General features: G+C 52.3%; 20 protein-coding genes. 3 read left to right on the plus strand and 17 right to left on the minus strand.

The genetic code is table 11. The features are described from left to right. Nucleotides 1–109: 109 nt before the first annotated feature. From glmU to asnC, 15 genes are all read right to left on the minus strand, one after another. Entirely contained in the window at nt 110–1,480 is a 1,371-nt protein-coding gene (glmU, locus tag N7E69_RS08385) for a bifunctional UDP-N-acetylglucosamine diphosphorylase/glucosamine-1-phosphate N-acetyltransferase GlmU (RefSeq protein WP_000934851.1), read from the minus strand. Between the two features lie 319 nt (nt 1,481–1,799). Beyond that, entirely contained in the window at nt 1,800–2,498 is a 699-nt protein-coding gene (locus tag N7E69_RS08390; protein WP_000009908.1) for a Bax inhibitor-1 family protein, read from the minus strand. A gap of 229 nt (nt 2,499–2,727) precedes the next feature. After that, entirely contained in the window at nt 2,728–3,147 is a 420-nt protein-coding gene (locus N7E69_RS08395) for a F0F1 ATP synthase subunit epsilon (protein ID WP_001251971.1), read from the minus strand. 20 nt (nt 3,148–3,167) lie between these two features. After that, nucleotides 3,168–4,550 (minus strand): F0F1 ATP synthase subunit beta, encoded by a 1,383-nt coding sequence (gene atpD / locus N7E69_RS08400; protein ID WP_000190499.1) that lies wholly within the window; start codon nt 4,548–4,550, stop codon nt 3,168–3,170. Nucleotides 4,551–4,576: 26 nt separating this feature from the next. Next, nucleotides 4,577–5,440, minus strand: a complete 864-nt coding sequence (gene atpG / locus N7E69_RS08405) for a F0F1 ATP synthase subunit gamma (RefSeq protein ID WP_000896506.1) — start codon at nt 5,438–5,440, stop codon at nt 4,577–4,579. Between the two features lie 50 nt (nt 5,441–5,490). Beyond that, the gene (gene atpA, locus N7E69_RS08410; protein WP_001176751.1) at nt 5,491–7,032 is read right to left on the minus strand and encodes a F0F1 ATP synthase subunit alpha; all 1,542 of its coding nucleotides are present in this window, start codon (nt 7,030–7,032) and stop codon (nt 5,491–5,493) included. 12 nt (nt 7,033–7,044) lie between these two features. Continuing rightward, on the minus strand, nt 7,045–7,578 hold the full coding sequence (atpH, locus tag N7E69_RS08415) for a F0F1 ATP synthase subunit delta (protein WP_001288957.1): 534 nt from the start codon (nt 7,576–7,578) through the stop codon (nt 7,045–7,047). A 14-nt stretch (nt 7,579–7,592) separates the two neighbouring features. Next, nucleotides 7,593–8,063, minus strand: coding sequence for a F0F1 ATP synthase subunit B (atpF, locus tag N7E69_RS08420; RefSeq protein WP_001052212.1), 471 nt, complete (start codon nt 8,061–8,063; stop codon nt 7,593–7,595). A 59-nt stretch (nt 8,064–8,122) separates the two neighbouring features. Then, on the minus strand, nt 8,123–8,362 hold the full coding sequence (atpE, locus tag N7E69_RS08425) for a F0F1 ATP synthase subunit C (protein WP_000429386.1): 240 nt from the start codon (nt 8,360–8,362) through the stop codon (nt 8,123–8,125). Nucleotides 8,363–8,408: 46 nt separating this feature from the next. Further along, complete coding sequence (gene atpB / locus N7E69_RS08430) at nt 8,409–9,224, minus strand: F0F1 ATP synthase subunit A (RefSeq protein ID WP_000135632.1); 816 nt, start codon at nt 9,222–9,224, stop codon at nt 8,409–8,411. 8 nt (nt 9,225–9,232) lie between these two features. Further along, nucleotides 9,233–9,613, minus strand: coding sequence for a F0F1 ATP synthase subunit I (gene atpI / locus N7E69_RS08435; RefSeq protein ID WP_000116686.1), 381 nt, complete (start codon nt 9,611–9,613; stop codon nt 9,233–9,235). 614 nt (nt 9,614–10,227) lie between these two features. Beyond that, nucleotides 10,228–10,851, minus strand: coding sequence for a 16S rRNA (guanine(527)-N(7))-methyltransferase RsmG (rsmG, locus tag N7E69_RS08440; RefSeq protein WP_001519938.1), 624 nt, complete (start codon nt 10,849–10,851; stop codon nt 10,228–10,230). Nucleotides 10,852–10,953: 102 nt separating this feature from the next. Beyond that, the gene (gene mnmG / locus N7E69_RS08445; protein WP_000499875.1) at nt 10,954–12,843 is read right to left on the minus strand and encodes a tRNA uridine-5-carboxymethylaminomethyl(34) synthesis enzyme MnmG; all 1,890 of its coding nucleotides are present in this window, start codon (nt 12,841–12,843) and stop codon (nt 10,954–10,956) included. Nucleotides 12,844–13,221: 378 nt separating this feature from the next. Next, nucleotides 13,222–13,665 carry an FMN-binding protein MioC gene (gene mioC, locus N7E69_RS08450; protein ID WP_000763720.1) on the minus strand — a complete coding sequence of 148 codons (444 nt, stop codon included), beginning with the start codon at nt 13,663–13,665 and terminating at the stop codon, nt 13,222–13,224. Between the two features lie 89 nt (nt 13,666–13,754). Beyond that, a complete protein-coding gene (asnC, locus tag N7E69_RS08455; protein WP_000433016.1) occupies nt 13,755–14,213 on the minus strand; it encodes a transcriptional regulator AsnC in 459 nt (152 codons plus the stop codon). Nucleotides 14,214–14,363: 150 nt separating this feature from the next. Between asnC and asnA the strand changes: the two genes are divergently transcribed. Then, a complete protein-coding gene (asnA, locus tag N7E69_RS08460; protein WP_000845123.1) occupies nt 14,364–15,356 on the plus strand; it encodes an aspartate--ammonia ligase in 993 nt (330 codons plus the stop codon). A gap of 4 nt (nt 15,357–15,360) precedes the next feature. On the opposite strand, the gene viaA is transcribed toward asnA, so the two are convergent. Both viaA and ravA read right to left on the minus strand, forming a co-directional pair. Further along, nucleotides 15,361–16,812: an ATPase RavA stimulator ViaA gene (gene viaA / locus N7E69_RS08465; RefSeq protein ID WP_000956588.1), complete on the minus strand. Its 1,452-nt coding sequence runs from the start codon at nt 16,810–16,812 to the stop codon at nt 15,361–15,363. Beyond that, entirely contained in the window at nt 16,806–18,302 is a 1,497-nt protein-coding gene (gene ravA / locus N7E69_RS08470) for an ATPase RavA (protein ID WP_000940987.1), read from the minus strand. Before ravA ends, viaA begins: the two co-directional genes overlap by 7 nt. A gap of 347 nt (nt 18,303–18,649) precedes the next feature. Between ravA and kup the strand changes: the two genes are divergently transcribed. Continuing rightward, nucleotides 18,650–20,518 carry a low affinity potassium transporter Kup gene (gene kup, locus N7E69_RS08475; protein WP_000102338.1) on the plus strand — a complete coding sequence of 623 codons (1,869 nt, stop codon included), beginning with the start codon at nt 18,650–18,652 and terminating at the stop codon, nt 20,516–20,518. A 216-nt stretch (nt 20,519–20,734) separates the two neighbouring features. Further along, the gene (gene rbsD / locus N7E69_RS08480) at nt 20,735–21,154 is read left to right on the plus strand and encodes a D-ribose pyranase (protein WP_000715944.1); all 420 of its coding nucleotides are present in this window, start codon (nt 20,735–20,737) and stop codon (nt 21,152–21,154) included. Nucleotides 21,155–21,159: the final 5 nt, after the last annotated feature.

Raw genomic sequence — 21,159 nt, forward strand, 5'->3', positions numbered from 1 at the left:
TGTAGAGAGTGGGGTTATTTTTATAAGTACTGCTCATGGAGCGGAGGATTATTTTATCCTCTCATCTCCGGTCTGCCGGATGGCGCTGACGCTTATCCGACCTACAAAATCACTTTTTCTTCACCGGACGCTGCCAGCCTTGCTTATGCACCTGCGGCACGCGGCTTAATACCAGTTCATTGTCGGCTACATTACGGGTGACGGTAGTCCCTGCGGCGATGGTGGCCCCTTTACCAACAGTAACCGGCGCCACCAGTTGGGTATCGGAGCCGACAAACACATCGTCGCCAATAACCGTTTTGAATTTGTTCGCGCCATCATAGTTACAGGTGATGGTCCCCGCGCCGATATTCACGTTGTCGCCAATTTCCGCATCTCCCAGGTAGGTCAGATGGCCGGCTTTAGAACCTTTACCGAGACGCGCTTTTTTCATTTCAACGAAATTGCCGACGTGAGCGCCCGCTAACAGCTCCGCGCCGGGACGCAGGCGAGCAAACGGGCCGATGGTGCAGGCCGCTTCCAGATGCGCATCTTCCACCACGCTGTATGGGCTAATTTCGCAGTCATCGCCAATAACGCTGTTTTTAATAATGCAGCCCGCGCCGATCTTCACGCGGTGACCGAGCGTTACATAACCTTCGATGATAACGTTAGCGTCAATTTCGACATCCATTCCACAATGAAGGGTGCCGCGGAGATCAAAACGTGCCGGATCGCGCAACATAACACCGGATAACAGCAGTTTCTCCGCCTGTTCGGCCTGGTAAATACGCTCCAGACGAGAAAGCTGTAGACGGTTATTCACGCCGTCCGTTTCGCTGATGCGAGCCGGATGCACCGCGGCGATCTCCCGTCCTTCCTGATAAGCCAGCGCGATGATATCTGTGATGTAATATTCACCCTGCGCATTATTGTTAGTCAGCTTAGACAACCAGCGTTTCAGGTCCGCGCCGTTGGCGATCAGAATACCAGTGTTAATTTCCTGGATCTGACGCTGTTCATCAGTGGCGTCTTTATGTTCAACGATGCCGGTCACTTTACCGTTTTCACGCGTAATACGGCCATAGCCGCTCGGATCGTCCAGCTTCACGGTTAATAACCCAATACCACCCTGCGGTTTGGCATCGCGCAGGCGCTGTAAGGTTTCAACCGAAATCAGCGGCACGTCGCCGTAAAGCATTAAAATATCTTCATCGTCGCTAAAAAAGGGCGCGGCCTGCTGCATTGCGTGACCTGTTCCCAACTGTTCCGCCTGAAGCACCCAGTTCAGCTTGTCATCTTTCAGGGTCTGTTTTAACAACTCGCCACCGTGGCCATAGACCAGATGAACCTGTGCGGCCCCTAATTTAGTAGCTGCATCAATGACATGCTGCACCATGGGTTTACCCGCCAGCGTGTGCAGCACTTTAGGAATATCGGAATACATGCGTGTGCCTTTACCTGCGGCAAGGATCACTACGCTCATAGCACTATTTAACATACGCGTCCTGACTGTAATTTGAGAACGAATTTATACTGTTTCACGTTGAAAATACTACATTTTTTTCATCGTAAAATGGAAGAAGGATAAAACGCTCACCGGGATAAAATCCCCGCCTGCTAATGAATCATTTTCGTTCATTACCGCGCCTCTTGTCTCCTGAAAAGTAAAAACACCCGCGTATTGGCAACGTAGTCCGATGTTTTTGCTGTTTTTTTACTCCATAAATAAAGAAGATAACGTAATAAAGCGCAGGGGAGTCAGAAAAGCAAAAACCAGCGACAGAGGCCGCTGGTTTTCCGTTGCGCATATTTTTTACTTAATTACGCGACATAAAAATCCGCAAAATATACCAGAACATGGTCGCGATAGAAGCAAACAGATGTAATGCCGCGCCAGCTGGGCGATCGGTAGGGTAATGGTGAATAATGTTAGAAGTATCGTAAAGTATAAACCCGGCGCACAGCAGTACCATTAGCGCAGAAAACCAGACGCCCAGCGAGAAGCCGCAGATGACGCTGGCAATAATCGCGCCAAAAGCAATGAACCCAGCCATAGTCAGAAACGAGCGCAGAAAAGAAAAGTCTTTTTTTATGGAAAAAGCGGTAAACGTCAGACCGCCAACCAGCAACAGAGTCGTTATTGCCGCCGCGCCAATGCTCGACGGGTTAATATACGCCGCCACCGTTAACAGGGGGGCAAAAATCAGGGATTCTGCCAACACATAAATCCCCAGCCCGATAAGTTGCGTTTGATTAGTCCCCGCATTATCCGCCAGACGGGTTGCCAGCATTCCCACCAGCATAAAAGCGCCGAGAACAACCAACCAGCTATATCTTCCACCAGCCAGCAGCACATCAAGCGCATACTCCCCGACCCCTATAAAACTCCACGCCGCGCTCAATACGATAAAACCGACGATGGCGACGGCGAGATGAAGATAAGCGCGACGAATAAAGGTAGTACGATCAATCCTTGAGTCGGGTTGTGGACCCGCAAAGGATGGCTGAAATGACATAGTAATAATCCCTCATTTTATGCAATAAAAACGCATCCATTCCTTCCTTCTTCGCACAATGTGCAGATGCCAATGACAGAAAGAAAGATTTAATGAAAACAGCGCTGTCGCTGAAAACGCGTCGCCTTCAGCCGCTTGTTTTTGTCGTTGCTAGTTTATCGAATAAAAATTGAGAGGATAAAAAAAAACCAGTCCGCAATCAGACTGGTTTTATGCTTTCAAGCCGGTGTTACATCGCTTTTTTGGTCAACTCGATAACGCGCAGTTTAGCGATCGCTTTGGCCAGTTCCGCAGACGCCTGAGCGTAATCCACGTCACCGTGCGAGCTCTTAATGTGCTCTTCGGCTTTACGCTTCGCTTCCAGGGCTCGCGCTTCGTCGAGATCCTGACCGCGAATCGCGGTATCCGCCAGAACGGTCACGCTGCCAGGCTGCACTTCCAGAATGCCGCCGGACAGATAGATAAACTCTTCATGACCGTGCTGCTTAACGATGCGAATCATACCAGGCTTAATGGCGGTGAGTAGCGGCGCGTGCCCCGGGTAAATCCCCAGTTCGCCTTCGCTACCCGTAACCTGGATTTTCTCGACCAGACCGGAGAACATTTGTTGCTCCGCGCTGACGACATCCAGGTGGTAAGTCATTGCCATATCACCCTCCGATTAAGGCGTTAAAGTTTTTTGGCTTTTTCCACGGCTTCGTCGATGGAACCGACCATGTAGAACGCCTGCTCCGGCAGGTGATCGTATTCGCCTTCCATGATGCCTTTAAAGCCACGGATGGTGTCTTTCAGGGAGACGTATTTGCCCGGAGAACCGGTAAATACTTCCGCCACGAAGAACGGCTGGGACAGGAAGCGCTGAATTTTACGCGCGCGAGCTACCACCAGTTTATCTTCTTCAGACAGTTCATCCATACCGAGGATGGCGATGATGTCTTTCAGTTCCTGATAACGCTGCAGGATGGACTGAACGCCACGCGCGGTGTCGTAGTGTTCCTGACCAACAACCAGCGGATCCAGCTGACGGCTGGTGGAGTCCAGCGGGTCAACGGCCGGGTAGATACCCAGGGATGCGATCTGACGGCTCAGTACCACGGTTGCATCTAAGTGCGCAAAGGTGGTGGCTGGAGACGGGTCAGTCAAGTCATCCGCCGGTACGTATACCGCCTGTACGGAGGTGATAGAACCGGTTTTGGTGGAGGTGATACGTTCCTGCAGAACGCCCATCTCTTCCGCCAGAGTCGGCTGGTAACCTACTGCGGAAGGCATACGGCCCAGCAGTGCGGATACTTCCGTACCGGCCAGGGTGTAACGATAGATGTTATCGACGAACAGCAGTACGTCACGACCTTCGTCACGGAATTTCTCCGCCATGGTCAGGCCGGTCAGTGCAACGCGCAGACGGTTTCCCGGCGGCTCGTTCATCTGGCCATACACCAGGGATACTTTATCGATAACGTTGGAGTCGGTCATTTCGTGGTAGAAGTCGTTACCCTCACGAGTACGTTCCCCTACGCCCGCAAACACTGAGTAACCGGAGTGCTCGATCGCGATGTTACGAATAAGCTCCATCATGTTTACGGTTTTACCTACACCCGCACCACCGAACAGACCGACTTTACCGCCCTTCGCGAACGGACACATCAGGTCGATAACTTTGATACCGGTTTCCAGCAGTTCCTGAGAGTTTGACAACTCTTCGTAGGAAGGTGCTGCGCGGTGAATCGCCCAACGCTCTTCTTCGCCGATCTCGCCTTTCATGTCTACCGGTTCGCCCAGGACGTTCATGATACGACCCAGCGTGGCTTTACCTACCGGGACTTCGATCGGGTGTTCGAGATCTTTTACATCCAGACCGCGACGCAGACCGTCAGAAGACCCCATCGCGATGGTACGCACGATACCGCCGCCAAGCTGCTGCTGAACTTCCAGCACCAGCTTCTCATTACCATTCTGCACCTCAAGGGCATCGTACACGCGTGGTACGGCATCCTGAGGGAACTCGACGTCGACCACGGCGCCGATTACCTGGACAATCTTTCCAGTAGCCATCTTAAATCCTCTACGAAATAACCTGGTTAAACCGCGGCGGCCCCCGAGACGATCTCGGTGAGTTCCTGAGTAATGCTGGCCTGACGAGCTTTGTTGTATACCAACTGCAGCTCTTTAATCAGGCTGCCGCCATTATCGGTTGCGGCTTTCATCGCCACCATTCGTGCGGCCTGCTCGCTGGCCAGGTTTTCTACCACGCCCTGATAAACCTGAGACTCCACATAACGACGCAGGAGAGTATCCAGCAGCGCTTTCGGGTCTGGTTCATACAGGTAATCCCAGGCTTTACGCTTCAGATCATCATCTTCTGACGCCGGCAGCGGCAGCAGTTGAGTGATCGTCGGCACCTGAGACATGGTGTTAATAAATTTGTTGCTGACAATGTAAAGCTTGTCCAGACGGCCTTCGTCGTAGGCCTGCAACATCACTTTAACCGGACCGATCAGTTCGGACAGAGAAGGGTTATCCCCCATACCTGTCACCTGAGCGACAACGTTGCCGCCTACGGAATTAAAGAATGACACGCCCTTAGAGCCGATCATTGCGAGTTCGCACTGAACGCCTTTATCGGACCATGCCTTCATATCCGCCAGCAGCTTTTTGAACAGGTTAATGTTCAAGCCACCGCACAAACCACGGTCGGTCGACACTACCAGGTAGCCCACGCGTTTAACGTCGCGCTCTTCCAGGTAGGGGTGCTTATATTCCAGATTACCGTTCGCAAGGTGACCAATCACTTTGCGCATGGTCTCTGCATAAGGACGGCTGGCCGCCATGCGATCCTGCGATTTACGCATTTTGGAAGCGGCGACCATCTCCATCGCTTTAGTGATCTTTTGCGTGTTCTGGACGCTTGCGATCTTACTACGTATCTCTTTTGCGCCGGCCATGAGCTTCTCCTCAATGCCTTACGGCCTGCCCTAAGGCAAGCCGCCAGACGTTACCAGGACTGGGTTGCTTTGAAGGAATCGAGGATGCCTTTCAGCTTGCCTTCGATTTCGTCGTTATAGCCACCGGACTGGTTGATCTCTTGCATCAGCGGAGCGTGATCACGGTCGACGTAAGCCAGCAGTGCGGCTTCGAAGCTACCGATTTTCGCCAGTTCGACATCCGCCAGATAACCACGTTCTGCTGCGAACAGAACCAGAGACTGCTGCGCGACGGACATCGGCGCATACTGTTTCTGTTTCAGCAGTTCGGTCACTTTCTGACCGTGGTCAAGCTGTTTACGGGTGGCATCGTCAAGGTCGGATGCAAACTGAGAGAACGCCGCCAGTTCACGATACTGCGCCAGCGCGGTACGAATACCACCGGACAGTTTTTTCATGATCTTGGTCTGGGCTGCGCCACCTACACGGGATACCGAGATACCCGGGTTAACCGCAGGACGAATACCGGCGTTAAACAGGTTAGATTCCAGGAAGATCTGACCATCGGTAATGGAAATTACGTTGGTCGGAACGAACGCGGAAACGTCACCTGCCTGCGTTTCGATAATCGGCAGCGCGGTCAGAGAGCCGGTTTTCCCTTTCACTTCACCTTTGGTGAAGGCTTCGACGTAGTCGGCGTTAACACGCGCAGCACGCTCCAGCAGACGAGAGTGGAGGTAGAATACGTCGCCCGGGAATGCTTCACGTCCTGGCGGACGACGGAGCAGCAGGGAGATCTGACGGTAAGCAACAGCCTGTTTAGACAGGTCATCGTAAATGATCAGCGCATCTTCACCGCGGTCACGGAAGTATTCGCCCATTGCGCAACCGGCATACGGCGCCAGATATTGCAGAGCAGCGGATTCGGACGCGGTCGCCACCACAACGATGGTGTTAGCCAGCGCGCCGTGTTCTTCCAGTTTACGCACCACGTTAGAGATGGTGGACGCTTTCTGGCCGATAGCGACATAGATACATTTGATACCGGAATCGCGCTGGTTGATGATGGCGTCGATAGCCAGCGCGGTTTTACCGGTCTGACGGTCACCGATGATCAGTTCACGCTGACCACGACCGATTGGGATCATGGAGTCAACGGCTTTATAGCCGGTCTGCACCGGCTGATCGACAGACTGACGATCGATAACGCCCGGCGCAATCGCTTCAACGGCAGAGAAGCCGTCATTATCAACCGGACCTTTACCGTCAATTGGCGCACCCAAGGTGTTCACCACACGTCCCAGCAGACCGCGGCCAACCGGAACTTCCAGGATACGACCCGTACATTTAACCTTCATGCCTTCGGCAAGGTCAGCGTATGGACCCATGACTACCGCACCCACGGAGTCGCGCTCCAGGTTCAGTGCGATAGCGTAACGGTTACCCGGCAGGGAGATCATTTCACCCTGCATACAATCGGCCAGGCCGTGAATGCGGATAACACCGTCACTGACAGAAACAATAGTACCTTCGTTGTGAGCTTCGCTCACCACATTGAACTGAGCAATGCGCTGCTTGATCAGTTCGCTGATTTCGGTGGAATTCAGTTGCATGCTCCAGTCCCCTTAAGACTGCAAGACGTCTGCAAGGCGCTCAAGACGGCCGCGTACGCTGCCATCAATGACCATATCACCCGCCCGGATGATAACGCCTGCCATTACAGACTTATCGATTTTGCAATTCAGCTTCACTTTGCGTGACAGACGTTTTTCCATCGCGGCGCTGATTTTCGAAAGCTGCTCTTCACTCAATGCGGTTGCCGACGTAACTTCTACCTCGGAGGTAGCTTCACTGGCGGCACGCAGATGAATAAACTGCTCCAGAACATCCGGGAGCGCGTTCAGACGATTATTTTCAGCCATCACCCGAATCAGGTTCTGACCGTTTTCGTCTAACTGCTCACCGCAGACTGCGATAAACGACTCAGCGAGCGTTTCCGGCGCCAGCGCGCCAGAGAGAAGCTCTGCCATTTGTTCGTTCTTGGTTACCTCGGCGGCAAACGCCAGCATATCCTGCCAGCGCTCTACACTTTGGTGTTCAACGGCAAAGTCAAAAGCTGCTTTGGCGTAGGGGCGAGCTACCGTAACAAATTCAGACATCAGCCCCTCCCTCCTTACAGTTCAGCGACAAGTTTATCCACGATGTCGCTGTTAGCAGCTTCATCCACGGAACGTTCGATGATCTTCTCGGCGCCAGCAACAGCCAGGATAGCAACTTGCTTACGCAGCTCTTCACGGGCGCGTTTACGCTCGGCTTCAATTTCCGCCTGCGCCTGCGCCACGATTTTAGTACGTTCCTGCTCTGCTTCAGTTTTGGCTTCGTCCAGGATCTGAGCGCGGCGTTTGTTTGCCTGCTCGATGATTACCTGAGCTTCCGCTTTCGCTTTTTTCAGCTGGTCGGTCGCGCTGGCCTTTGCAAGGTCAAGATCCTTATGTGCTCGTTCAGCAGAAGCGAGACCGTCAGCAATTTCTTTCTGACGTTTCTCGATGGCTGCCATTAACGGCGGCCATACGTACTTCATGCAAAACCAGACAAAGAGAATAAACGCGATGGCCTGGCCGAGGATTGTTGCGTTAAGATTCACAGCACAATGCCTCTATCTAGTTAACCTTCTGATATTGCTCTTAATTCAAGCAACGCTTACTACGCGACAGCGAACATCACGTACAGACCCAGACCTACAGCGATCATCGGGATAGCATCCACCAGACCCATAACGATAAAGAACTGAGTACGCAGCAGAGGAATCAGATCAGGTTGACGCGCCGCGCCTTCCAGGAATTTACCCCCGAGGATGCCGATACCGATCGCAGCACCGATTGCCGCCAGACCCATCATCACAGCGGCAGCCATGTACAGCAGATCCATATTCAGGTTTTCCATGACAGTCTCCAGTTTGTTTCAGTTAAAACGTAGTAGTGTTGGTAAATTAATGCTCTTCGGACGCCATCGACAGATAGACAATCGTCAGAACCATGAAAATGAAGGCTTGCAGCGTAATAATCAGGATGTGGAAAATGGCCCACGGCACATTCAGAATCCACTGTGACCACCACGGCAACAGACCAGCAATCAGAATGAAAATCAGCTCACCGGCATACATGTTGCCGAACAGTCGCAGACCCAGAGAAACCGGTTTGGACAGCAGACTTACCCCTTCAAGGATTAAGTTGACAGGAATGAACGCCCAGTGATTGAACGGCTGCAGCGTCAACTCTTTTGCGAAGCCGCCGATGCCTTTCATTTTGATGCTGTAGAACAGAATAAGGATGAATACGCCCAGCGCCATCGACAGGGTGATGTTCACGTCAGCAGACGGCACCACGCGCGTTGCCGGCAGACCCAGCCAATGCTCAGCGATATACGGCAGCAGGTCGATAGGCAGTAAGTCCATCAGGTTCATAAGGAATACCCAGACGAAAATCGTCAGGGCCAGCGGCGCAATCAGCTTGCTTTTGCCATGGTACATGTCTTTCACGCTGCCATGCACAAAGCCGACTATCAGCTCAATCGCGGTCTGAAACTTGCCTGGCACGCCGCTGGTCGCTTTTTTAGCAACGCTACGGAACATCACCAGAAACAACAGACCCAGCACCACCGAGAAGAACATGGAGTCAATATTGAGCGTCCAGAAGGTGGCTGGGGGGTTCTGCGGATCCACCAGCGAGAAAGTACGCAGGTCCAACTGAAGGTTATTCAGATGGTGTCCTATGTATTCCTGCGGCGTCATATTTTCTGAAGCCATGATGCCTTTTACCCTTTGTTGTTAATTACAGCCGACGCCAGTATCTGAACCACCAGCACCAAAACCCACGTAACGATCAGCGGCAAAAACACCGCCTTTAAAACCGCCAACGCCACCACCAGTAAAACCAGCATCGCTAACACCTTGAAGGCTTCACCGAAGGCGAAAGTCCAGGACACGCGGCCCTTAGCAGGTGTATGCGCCTGGTGACGCCAGGCAAATATCATAAACAACATATTAGGCAGTGCCACTGCCAATCCCCCACATACTGCGGAGATGCCCCAGAAGGGGTCTTTGAGGCAAAACAGCAATCCACTTGCTATTACCGCCAGAAACTGAATGAACAGAAGCTTACGAGCAACGTTTCGACTCACGAGCGACACAGACATCACGTTTTTACTCCTGCTCACTTCGAGGTATGCCGCGTGTCGTATAAAACGTTCTTTAAGACTTAGAGTCAAGCATCAAAAAGCGGTCAAATTATACGGTGCGCCCCCGTGATTTCAAACAATAAGTAGCCAAAAGGTGAATAAATGTTTAAATATTTTTCTCTGGCCCGCATTTTTAACTTTTAGCCAAAGTGTGAACGATCGTACAAAACTGCAAATAGCGCGAAAACACTGGCGATAAAGCGTGCACCAGATCACACATTAAACATATTCATGCTTACGCAATTCATTTACGTGTCAATTCATGCCTTTTCATCTTTTTGATATTTAAGCGTAAAACCAGGTACTGTTTTAAAAATACCAGCTTACACCTTAAAAACGCCCCATTGACATTTATAATAAAAATTTAACAAGCAAAAGTGATTTTTCGATTCGATTTTTAGCAGACTGATATTTACAAAGTTGATTACTCTCTGTTTTAACAAAATAAGCGACGTTGTCATGTTGAAACGAAACCGTAAATCCAGAGTTAAATGTAACAACGCTGAAATGCGTTATACCTGTCGATTTTTAACACAAGCCGCGTCGTTTTTTTCTATTTTTTTTGATAAAAATTAAACTTTGTTTGACTTAATAATCACCAGATGCCGCTCGCCTTCCAGTTGCGGAACGCGTAATTTTTCAACAGATTCGACGCTAAAATTGTCAGGTAGTGAGGCAATTTCATCCCCTGGCAATTGCCCTTTTAAGGCATAAAAACGCCCTTTCTCTCCCGGCAGATGGTGACACCAGCTCACCATATCATTCAACGATGCGAAAGCGCGGCTGATAACGCCATCAAACGGCGGTTCGGAGGGATAGGCTTCAACGCGGCTTTGAACCGGCGTGATGTTTTCCAGTTTCAGTTCGTGCTGGACCTGACGCAGAAAACGTACCCGCTTGCCCAGGCTGTCGAGTAAGGTGAAATGCGCGTCAGGGAGAACAATAGCCAGCGGGATGCCCGGCAGCCCCGGTCCTGTTCCTACGTCGATAAAACGCTGTCCCTGAAGATACGGCGCAACGACTATGCTGTCGAGAATATGGCGTACCAACATTTCGTTGGGATCCCGCACTGACGTCAGGTTGTATGCTTTGTTCCATTTGTGCAGCATATCAACGTAGGCGACCAGCAGCGTTTTCTGGTGATCGGTAAGAGAAATACCGGCATCAGCCAGCAGACGAGAGAGTTTGTTGAGCACGGTCATTACCTGTTAATAATCAAATGCCCGATGCGCTTTCGCTTATCGGGCCTACAAATTTGTAGGGCGGGCAAGCGAAGCGCCCCCGCCAAATTAGTGTTATCAAGCGCTACGACGCAGCATACCTTGTTTTTTCAGCCATACCAGCAGAATGGAGATTGCCGCTGGCGTAACGCCGGAGATACGCGATGCCTGGCCGATAGACGCCGGTTTATGATCGTTCAGCTTGGCGATAACTTCGTTCGACAGACCGGAAACCTGACGATAATCCAGCGTGGCAGGCAGCAACGTATTCTCGTTACGTAGTTGTTTTTCAATCTCATCCTGCTGGCGAGCGATATAGCCTTCGTATTTGACCTGGATTTCCACTTGCTCAGCGGCTTGCTCATCTTCAAGCGCAGGCGCGAATGCGGCAAGCGAAGTGAGCTGCGCGTAGGTCATTTCCGGACGACGCAACAGATCTTCGCCGCTGGCCTCACGGGAGAGAGGCGTGGTCAAATGCGCATTCACTTCATCGGCGGATTCCGCAGACGGCGTTACCCATGTCGATTTCAGCCGCTGACGTTCGCGTTCGATACTTTCCAGCTTCTCGTTGAAGCGCGCCCAGCGTTCATCATCCACCAGACCCAGCTCGCGGCCCATTTCGGTCAGACGCAGATCGGCGTTGTCCTCACGCAGCATCAGGCGATATTCGGCGCGGGAGGTAAACATGCGATACGGCTCTTTGGTGCCCAGCGTACAGAGATCGTCCACCAGCACGCCGAGATAAGCCTGAGAACGCGCAGGCGCCCAGCCCTCTTTGTCGGCGGAAAGACGCGCGGCATTCAGACCAGCGAGCAAGCCCTGCGCCGCAGCCTCTTCATAGCCGGTAGTACCGTTGATTTGACCAGCAAAGAACAGGCCGTGAATAAATTTACTTTCCAGAGTCGGTTTCAGATCGCGCGGGTCGAAGAAATCGTACTCAATCGCATAACCAGGACGAACGATCTTCGCGTTCTCCATGCCCTGCATGGAACGGACAATCTGCATCTGCACGTCAAACGGCAGGCTGGTGGAGATACCGTTAGGGTAAATCTCGTTAGAGGTCAGTCCTTCCGGCTCAAGGAAGATCTGATGCTGGTTACGATCGGCAAAACGCATCACCTTGTCTTCGATCGAAGGACAGTAGCGCGGGCCGATCCCTTCGATCACGCCAGCGTACATTGGGCTACGATCGAGGTTATTACGAATCACGTCATGGGTTTTCTCATTGGTATGCGTGATGTAACACGGCACCTGTTGCGGATGCTGAGAAGCATTCCCCATAAACGAGAAAACCGGCATCGGGTTATCGCCATGCTGTTGAGCCAACACGCTGAAATCGATAGTACGCGCATCAATACGCGGCGGTGTGCCGGTTTTCAGGCGGCTGACGCGTAGCGGAAGCTCACGCAGACGGCGAGACAGCGGGATGGATGGCGGATCGCCAGCACGACCGCCGCTGTAGTTATCCAGACCAATATGAATTTTGCCATCCAGGAAGGTTCCGACGGTCAGTACCACCGCTTTCGCGCGGAATTTGAGCCCCATTTGGGTCACGGCGCCGACAACGCGATCGTTTTCGACAATCAGATCTTCAACCGCTTGCTGGAAGATCATCAGATTCGGCTGATTCTCCAGCGCGGTACGCACCGCCTGGCGGTATAAGACTCGATCCGCCTGAGCCCGGGTAGCGCGAACGGCCGGACCTTTGCTGGCGTTTAGTATCCTAAACTGAATACCTGCCTGATCGATCGCTTTCGCCATCAGACCGCCGAGCGCATCCACCTCTTTTACCAGATGTCCCTTTCCAATACCGCCGATCGCCGGGTTGCAGCTCATCTGTCCCAACGTGTCAATATTGTGTGTCAAAAGCAGAGTCTGTTGACCCATACGCGCTGCGGCCATCGCGGCCTCAGTGCCTGCATGACCCCCGCCAATAATAATGACGTCAAAAGGATCCTGATAAAACATGGTAATTGCCTCGCATAACGCGGTGTGAAAATGGATTGAAGCCCGGGCGGTGGATTCTACTCAACTTTAGCCGATGGAGAAAGCCCCGGGATCCGGGCTATTAAAAAGAAGATCTTTTTATTTAGAGATCTGTTCTATTGTGATCTCTTATTAGGATCGCGCCAGGCTGTGGATAACCCGGATCCTGTAATAAAGATCAATGCGTTGGAAAGGATCACTAGCTGTGAATGATCGGTGATCGTGGCCCGTATAAGCTGGGATCAAAACGGGTACTTATACACAACTCAAAAAGTGAACAACGGTTATTCTTTGGGTAACTACCGGTTGATCCAAGCTTTCCACCAGATTTATCCACAATGGATCGCACGATCTTTACACTTATTTGAGTAAATTAATCCAGGATCCGAGCCAAATCTCCGCTGGATCTTCCGGAATCTCATGTTCAAGGATGTTGATCTTCAGTGTTTCCCCAACCTGTTTTGCGCCAGCGTCTTTCAGTTCCGCTTCTATTTTCTCAATCGCGCCGCAAAACGTGTCGTATTCTCGACTACCAATGCCAATTGCGCCGAAACGTACCGCGGAAAGATCGGGTTTCTGCGTCTGAAGGTCTTCATAGAAAGGGGTCAGGTTGTCCGGAATGTCTCCGGCGCCGTGCGTTGAGCTGATTATCAGCCAGATCCCGGAAGCTGACAGATCCTCTAATAACGGACCGTGCACCGTTTCGGTTGAAAAACCGGCAGCTTCCAGCTTTTCCGCCAGATGTTCCGCGACGTATTCGGCGCCGCCCAGGGTGCTGCCGCTGATAAGAGTAATGTCTGCCATTGATCGCTCGCTCAGGTAAAGAGGCTGCATTGTACTCTGTGAACGAGCTGGGATCTACCTGTGGAAAAATGTGGGATTAAAAAAGCCGATCATGGCTTGATGGTGCGCATGATCGGGTTCTGCAAGACGATCAGTGTCTCAGTGGACTGAATTTCATCAATTGTTTGGATCTTGTTGATAAGTACGTGCTGAAGCGCGTCGATTGATTTGCACATCACTTTTATAAAGATGCTGTAGTGACCGGTGGTGTAATACGCTTCCGTCACCTCATCCAGGCTTTCCAGCCGGGCCAGTGCGGAGGGATAGTCTTTGGCGCTTTTGAGAATGATGCCAATAAAGCAGCCCACATCGTAGCCCAGCTGTTTAGGGCTGACGTCAATCCGTGCGCCCGTAATGATCCCGGCCTGCTTCATTTTCTCGACGCGAACGTGAATGGTTCCAGGGCTAACGCCAAATTGTTTGGCCAGTTCGGCGTAGGCGGTGCGGGCATTTTCCATTAAGGCGTCAAGTATGCCGCGGTCCAGATTGTCGATCTGATAATTTTCCATCGCTTTTTCTTATGCTGATTAATGATTATCTCTATTTTAGCCATTATTTTTAACGAATCAAAATTGAAGTTGGCTTTTTATCTGTTGATTATTGAATAGTGCTCTCGTTTTGTTGCTTAATCATAGGCAACAGGACGCAGGAGTAAAAAAATGAAAACCGCTTACATTGCCAAACAACGTCAAATTAGCTTCGTGAAATCACATTTCTCTCGCCAGCTTGAGGAGCGTCTGGGTCTGATTGAGGTCCAGGCGCCGATCCTGAGTCGCGTAGGAGATGGTACGCAGGATAATTTGTCCGGCTGTGAAAAAGCGGTGCAGGTAAAAGTGAAAGCGTTGCCTGACGCCCAGTTCGAAGTGGTGCATTCACTGGCGAAGTGGAAACGTCAAACCCTGGGGCAACATGACTTCAGCGCGGGCGAAGGGCTGTACACGCACATGAAAGCCCTTCGCCCCGATGAAGACCGACTCTCTCCGCTCCACTCGGTCTATGTGGATCAGTGGGACTGGGAGCGTGTCATGGGCGATGGCGAGCGCCAATTTTCCACCCTGAAAAGCACAGTAGAGGCTATATGGGCTGGAATTAAGGCGACGGAAGCAGAAGTGCATAAACAGTTTGGTCTGGCGCCGTTCCTGCCAGAGCAAATTCAGTTTGTTCACAGCCAGGAGCTGTTGTCTCGCTATCCGGATCTGGATGCGAAAGGGCGCGAACGCGCGATCGCCAAAGAACTTGGCGCCGTTTTTCTGGTGGGGATCGGCGGTAAACTGAGTGATGGCCACCGCCATGATGTACGCGCGCCGGATTATGATGACTGGAGCTCCGCATCTGAGCTGGGCTACGCCGGTCTGAACGGCGATATCCTGGTGTGGAACCCGGTGCTGGAAGATGCGTTTGAGCTTTCCTCTATGGGTATTCGCGTAGATGCCGATACGCTGATGCGCCAGCTGGCGTTGACCGGTGATGAAGATCGTCTGCAACTGGAGTGGCATCAGGCGCTGCTGCGCGGCGAAATGCCGCAGACCATCGGCGGCGGGATTGGGCAGTCGCGTCTGACGATGTTGCTGCTGCAATTGCCGCATATTGGTCAGGTACAGTGCGGCGTATGGCCCGCGCAGGTTCGCGAAAGCATTCCTGCTATTTTATAAGCCGTTAGCGCCGCCAGCGTCTCAGCAGGCGGCTTCGCATCCCGGTGTCAAAGCGCCAGATATGATCGAAAATGCGCATGATGCCGGGTTTGCCGTGCGCCGACATCGCCACCGCATGGAATCGATGCTGGTGAAGACGCTGCAACTCTCCCACTTTGCTCACCACGTCATCCGGCAAGCGCTGGGCGATAAAATCCGAAATGACCACCGCATCGGCATCAAACCATTCCCGTCCCTGCATTCTTTCAATAATGGCGCGAAAACAGCTGGCGATATCCGTGCCGCCGCGAAAACGTTGACTTAAAAAGCGGATAGCCTGCTCGATACCTTCCGGGCCGGAGAGTTCATAACGCACAACGTCAGTGGAAAACAGCATAATAAAGCAGCGGCGGTTATCCGCCAGCGCAACGCGCATCAACGCCAGGCAGAACGCTTTTGCGCACTGCTCGTTAAATCCTCCCATCGAGCCTGAAGTATCGACGCAGACAATAAACGGTCCGCGCGGCTGCTCGTCGACATCCTGGTGTACTACCGGCCGTTCGGTCACTTTCTCACGCCACGCTTCGCCATGCAGGCGATAGGTGAGGAGCTGTTTTTCCACTAACCGGCGGTAAAATTCATATTCCAGCTCGGTGATGCCGAGCGTCGCCAGCTCTGGCGGCAACAGGCGCAGAATATCATCGCCTTGCTGTATACCGTCAACCTGCTCCGGCACCGTTGCGGGTTCGCGTACCAGTGTACGAAAGGTTTCCATCGGCGCGTCTTTTTTCGGTACCGATTTGGCTTCCCGCGAACGTCCCAGTTGTTCCGCCAGTTGCATTAGCTCCGGCTGGGCGGCGAGAAATTCGCCGTATTTTACGATCAGTTGATAATCACCACGTTTAAGCTGGCCCGCGCTCATATCCCACAGGCGGCCTGCGGCATTATCATTTTCCGCCAGCGTCGGTTCCAGTTGCCCGCTCAGCGTCATCCGTTCCTGAACGTCACTCAGCAACTGCTCGCGCTCTTCTTCCAGTAGTTGCTGATTTAACGTGGTGGCCTGCACGACCAGACTTAACCGCCAGCGTTGCAAAAAAAGCGTGTGTAGCGCAGGGGTAAAGGTACTGTTGCTCTCCGTCAACTGCTTCGCCTGCGCGGCATACGGTGAATGCAGGCGGTGAAGCAACGCCAGTATTTGCGGCAGTTGCACGATGAACTGTGGGGTAGAGAGAAGTTGGCTTTGCTGATAACACATGACCTCTTCCGTGAGTTCCGGCGGAACGCGTGCGTCTTTAAGACGGCTGCGTAGCGCTTCCCGCCAGCGCGGGAGATCGGCGGTCACGGCGTTTTTTAAACGCGGAAACTTTTCAAAGAAAATGACCAGTTGTGGGGAAGCCAGTAGCGCGAGGATCATCTCTTCGACCATTCCCTCTTCGCTGACGGCCAGCATGGTATTTAGCGTATCCAGCGTCAGCATTGTTGCGCCTGGCGGATCTGTTCTCCTACATCCTGCAGGCTGGCCTCAATGCGCCCTAACCAGTCGCTGTGAATAAACAGGCAATGTTGCTGCTCGCTGAAGCGAGTATGCTGCTGGCGCCAGTCGTTTTCTAACGTTTCCAGCTGCTGTTTGATCTCCGCAGGCATACTGTCTTCAGCCGCTCCCGGTAACGCCAGACGGGTACCTTGTAGACTGATGTCGCGCACCACCAGATGTTGAGCGTTATCGACTTCCATATTCAGCGTTTGGGCAAAGCCGATCCCGTTCAGTTTGCCGCGGATCTCGCCGCCTTTGGTCAGCCAAAGTTCCAGCGCGCTGCGGTCAAAGGTAATATGGATCACTTCCATATCATGCAGTTTTAGCGGTTTTTGTAGCAATAACGTCAACGTTGACGCACTGGCTTCCGGCGGTAAAGTGTAATGCGGGCGGCGGCTGAACATACCGCCTTCTTTAATGACGGTGAAGGCGGTTTTATCGCTTTGCTGTTGCTGCAACTGGAGGCGGCGCTGGACAATACCGCCGAGGCGAGTCAGCATGGCCTGCTGCTGCCAGGCGTGTCCGGTCATCAATATTTCCAGTTGCTGTTGCATGAGATTCAGACTCTGCGCGTCATACCACAAGCAATCTTTTAGCAGGATAAGGTCAATCGGCGCAACCGCGTCACGTCCGCTAAAGAAGGCGCTGGCCTGTAACAGGCGGATGGCTTTCTTCCAGCGACGGTCGGAGACATAAGGCGCATTCGGCAAATTATCCAGCTGTTGGCGCAGAGTAAATATCAGCTCAAAGACCGGATCAGGCAGTGAAATCGCGCCGATATCTTTTTGCCACTGTTGATATTCTTCGTCGCTTACCTGTAACGAGGCGGGGACCGGGTTATCACTCTCATCCTGCTGACTAACCAGCATGGAGCGGAAATTGGCTTTATCCTGAACTTTATCCAGCCACAGACGAATCAACATTCGGTCGTACAAGGCTTCCAGGCTGCTGTCCGCTTCGGGCAGTTCGTTAGAGGCCGCCACCAGCAGCCGCATCGGAATTTTTTCCTCAAATGCGCCGTTGCGGAAATGGCGTTCGTTAATGGCGGTCAGCAATGTGTTCAGGATAGCGGGCCCGGCTTTCCAGATTTCATCCAGAAAAACGATTTCGGCTTCGGGAAGGTAGCCGGTCGTTAAGCGTTCATAGCGACCTTCATCTTTCAGCGCCTGAATAGAGAGCGGGCCAAAAACCTCTTCCGGCGTGGAAAAGCGTGTCATCAGATATTCAAAAGCGCGGGCGCGCTGGAAAGCAAACTTCAGGCGGCGGGCAATCAGACTCTTGGCGATACCGGGCGGGCCCAACAAAAAGACGCTCTCACCGCTTAACGCCGCCAGTAGGCAAAGGCGTATGGCATGACTACGTTCATACAGTCCCTTCTCAAGGGCGCTGCTCAGACGGGAAATTCTTTCCGCTAATAAATGTGGGTGAGCCATAATAAAGAGGCGTCCTTTCGACAAATGGATCATGCTAATTGCGAGTATAGACGTTTCACCACCGGGGCTGTAATCGTCTGACGCGCTGTTTATTTTTCTTTGAGCCAGGTTAATCTGGCTTCATTTAGGGGTACGATTTTATGATTAATCGTGCATACTGTGCGCTTTTTTGTGGGCCAAGGGACTAAGCACACATTTCATATCTATACACTCATTCATTCAAACTACATCAAGGCGGCAAAGGAGTGAATCCCCTGGCACTGACTTAAACGTGTGACTGGGGTAAGCGAATGCAGCCGACAAGGAGGTAGCGTGAAGGGTGACGTGTATAAACGAAAGATGAGTCTATGAGCACTGATAATAAGCAATCGTTGCCTGCGATTACCCTCGCAGCTATTGGGGTTGTCTACGGTGATATTGGTACCAGCCCGCTTTATACGCTTCGTGAATGTTTGTCCGGTCAGTTTGGTTTTGGCGTTGAACGAGATGCCGTGTTTGGTTTTCTGTCGCTGATCTTCTGGCTACTCATCTTTGTGGTTTCCATCAAATATCTCACCTTCGTGATGCGCGCCGATAACGCGGGTGAAGGTGGAATTTTGACGCTGATGTCGCTTGCCGGGCGTAATACCTCGGCGCGCACCACATCCATGTTAGTTATCATGGGACTGATAGGCGGCAGCTTTTTCTATGGCGAAGTGGTCATTACGCCGGCGATTTCGGTGATGTCGGCGATTGAAGGCCTGGAGATTGTCGCGCCGCAGCTGGACACCTGGATTGTCCCGCTCTCCATTATTGTGCTGACTCTGTTGTTTATGATTCAGAAGCACGGTACGGGAATGGTAGGGAAACTCTTTGCGCCGATCATGCTGACCTGGTTTTTAATCCTGGCGGTACTTGGCCTGCGCAGTATTATCGCCAATCCCGAAGTGTTACATGCGCTGAATCCTGTCTGGGCGGTACGTTTTTTCCTTGAATATAAAACCGTATCATTTATTGCGTTGGGCGCGGTGGTGCTGTCGATTACCGGCGTAGAGGCGTTGTACGCCGATATGGGACACTTCGGTAAGTTCCCGATTCGCCTGGCGTGGTTTACCGTGGTATTGCCGTCGTTAGTACTGAACTACTTTGGTCAGGGCGCATTGCTACTTAAGCATCCGGAAGCGATTAAAAACCCCTTCTTCCTGTTGGCGCCGGACTGGGCGTTAATTCCGCTGCTGATTCTGGCCGCGCTGGCGACGGTGATCGCCTCCCAGGCGGTCATTTCCGGCGTCTTTTCGCTGACGCGTCAGGCCGTGCGTCTTGGCTATTTGTCGCCAATGCGCATTATCCATACCTCCGAGATGGAGTCCGGTCAGATCTATATCCCTTTCGTTAACTGGCTGCTTTATTTCGCGGTCGTGGTTGTTATTGTTAGCTTTGAGCACTCCAGCAACCTGGCGGCGGCCTATGGTATCGCCGTGACCGGCACGATGGTGCTGACGTCTATTCTTTCTACGACCGTGGCGCGTAAGAACTGGCACTGGAACAAATATTTTGTCGCGCTGATCCTCATCGCATTCCTGTGCGTGGATATCCCGCTGTTCTCGGCTAACCTCGATAAATTGTTGTCCGGCGGTTGGCTGCCGCTGAGCCTGGGTCTGATCATGTTCACGATCATGACCACCTGGAAGAGCGAGCGTTTCCGTCTGTTGCGTCGTATGCATGAACACGGTAATTCGCTGGAAGCGATGATTGCTTCGCTGGAGAAGTCACCGCCGGTTCGGGTGCCGGGTACTGCCGTATACATGTCGCGCGCGCTCAGTGTGATCCCTTTTGCTTTATTGCATAACCTGAAGCACAACAAAGTGTTGCATGAGCGCGTAATCTTACTGACGTTGCGTACAGAAGATGCGCCATATGTGCATAACGTTCGCCGGGTGCAGATTGAGCAGTTGTCTCCGACATTCTGGCGCGTGGTGGCTAGCTACGGCTGGCGCGAAACGCCAAACGTTGAAGAGGTGTTCCACCGCTGCGGTCTGGAAGGGCTTAGCTGTCGGATGATGGAAACGTCGTTCTTTATGTCGCACGAGTCGTTGATTGTCGGCAAACGCCCGTGGTATTTGCGTCTGCGTGGCAAGCTGTATTTGTTGTTGCAACGCAACGCCCTGCGCGCGCCGGATCAGTTCGAGATCCCGCCTAACCGCGTGATTGAGTTAGGTACGCAGGTCGAGATTTAACCTCCCATCAACATGCCGGGGGCCGCGTTGGCTTACCCGGCCTGACCAATCCGTAGATTCCCACAAGATAATCGCCTGATGGCGATTATCTTCACCTGATTTCCGCTAGCGAAACGTTTCGACGGCGATCACAATTCTGTTACGTCATGATGGTTTTATGAACACATCCAGGGTTACACTGCGGCCAGCGAAACGTTTCGCTAGTGGAGCAGAAAAATGAAGAAAGGCACCGTACTCAACTCTGAAATCTCGTCGGTCATTTCCCGTCTGGGGCATACTGATACTCTGGTGGTCTGTGATGCGGGTTTACCCATCCCGAATAGCACCGCGCGTATCGATATGGCACTAACCCAGGGCGTACCTTCTTTTATGCAGGTGGTGGATGTCGTGACCCGGGAAATGCAGGTTGAGGCGGCGATTCTTGCAACGGAAATCAAACAACAGAATCCGCAGCTCCACGAAACGTTGCTCACTCACCTTGAGCAACTGCAGCAACACCAGGGAAACACCATAAAAATTAGTTATACGACACACGAACAATTCAAAAAATTGACTGCAGACAGTCAGGCGGTGATTCGCAGCGGGGAGTGTTCCCCGTATGCGAACGTCATTCTTTGCGCTGGCGTTACGTTCTGAGGCCG

It is taken from the genome of Salmonella sp. 3C (assembly GCF_025426275.1).
Classification (GTDB): domain Bacteria; phylum Pseudomonadota; class Gammaproteobacteria; order Enterobacterales; family Enterobacteriaceae; genus Salmonella; species Salmonella enterica.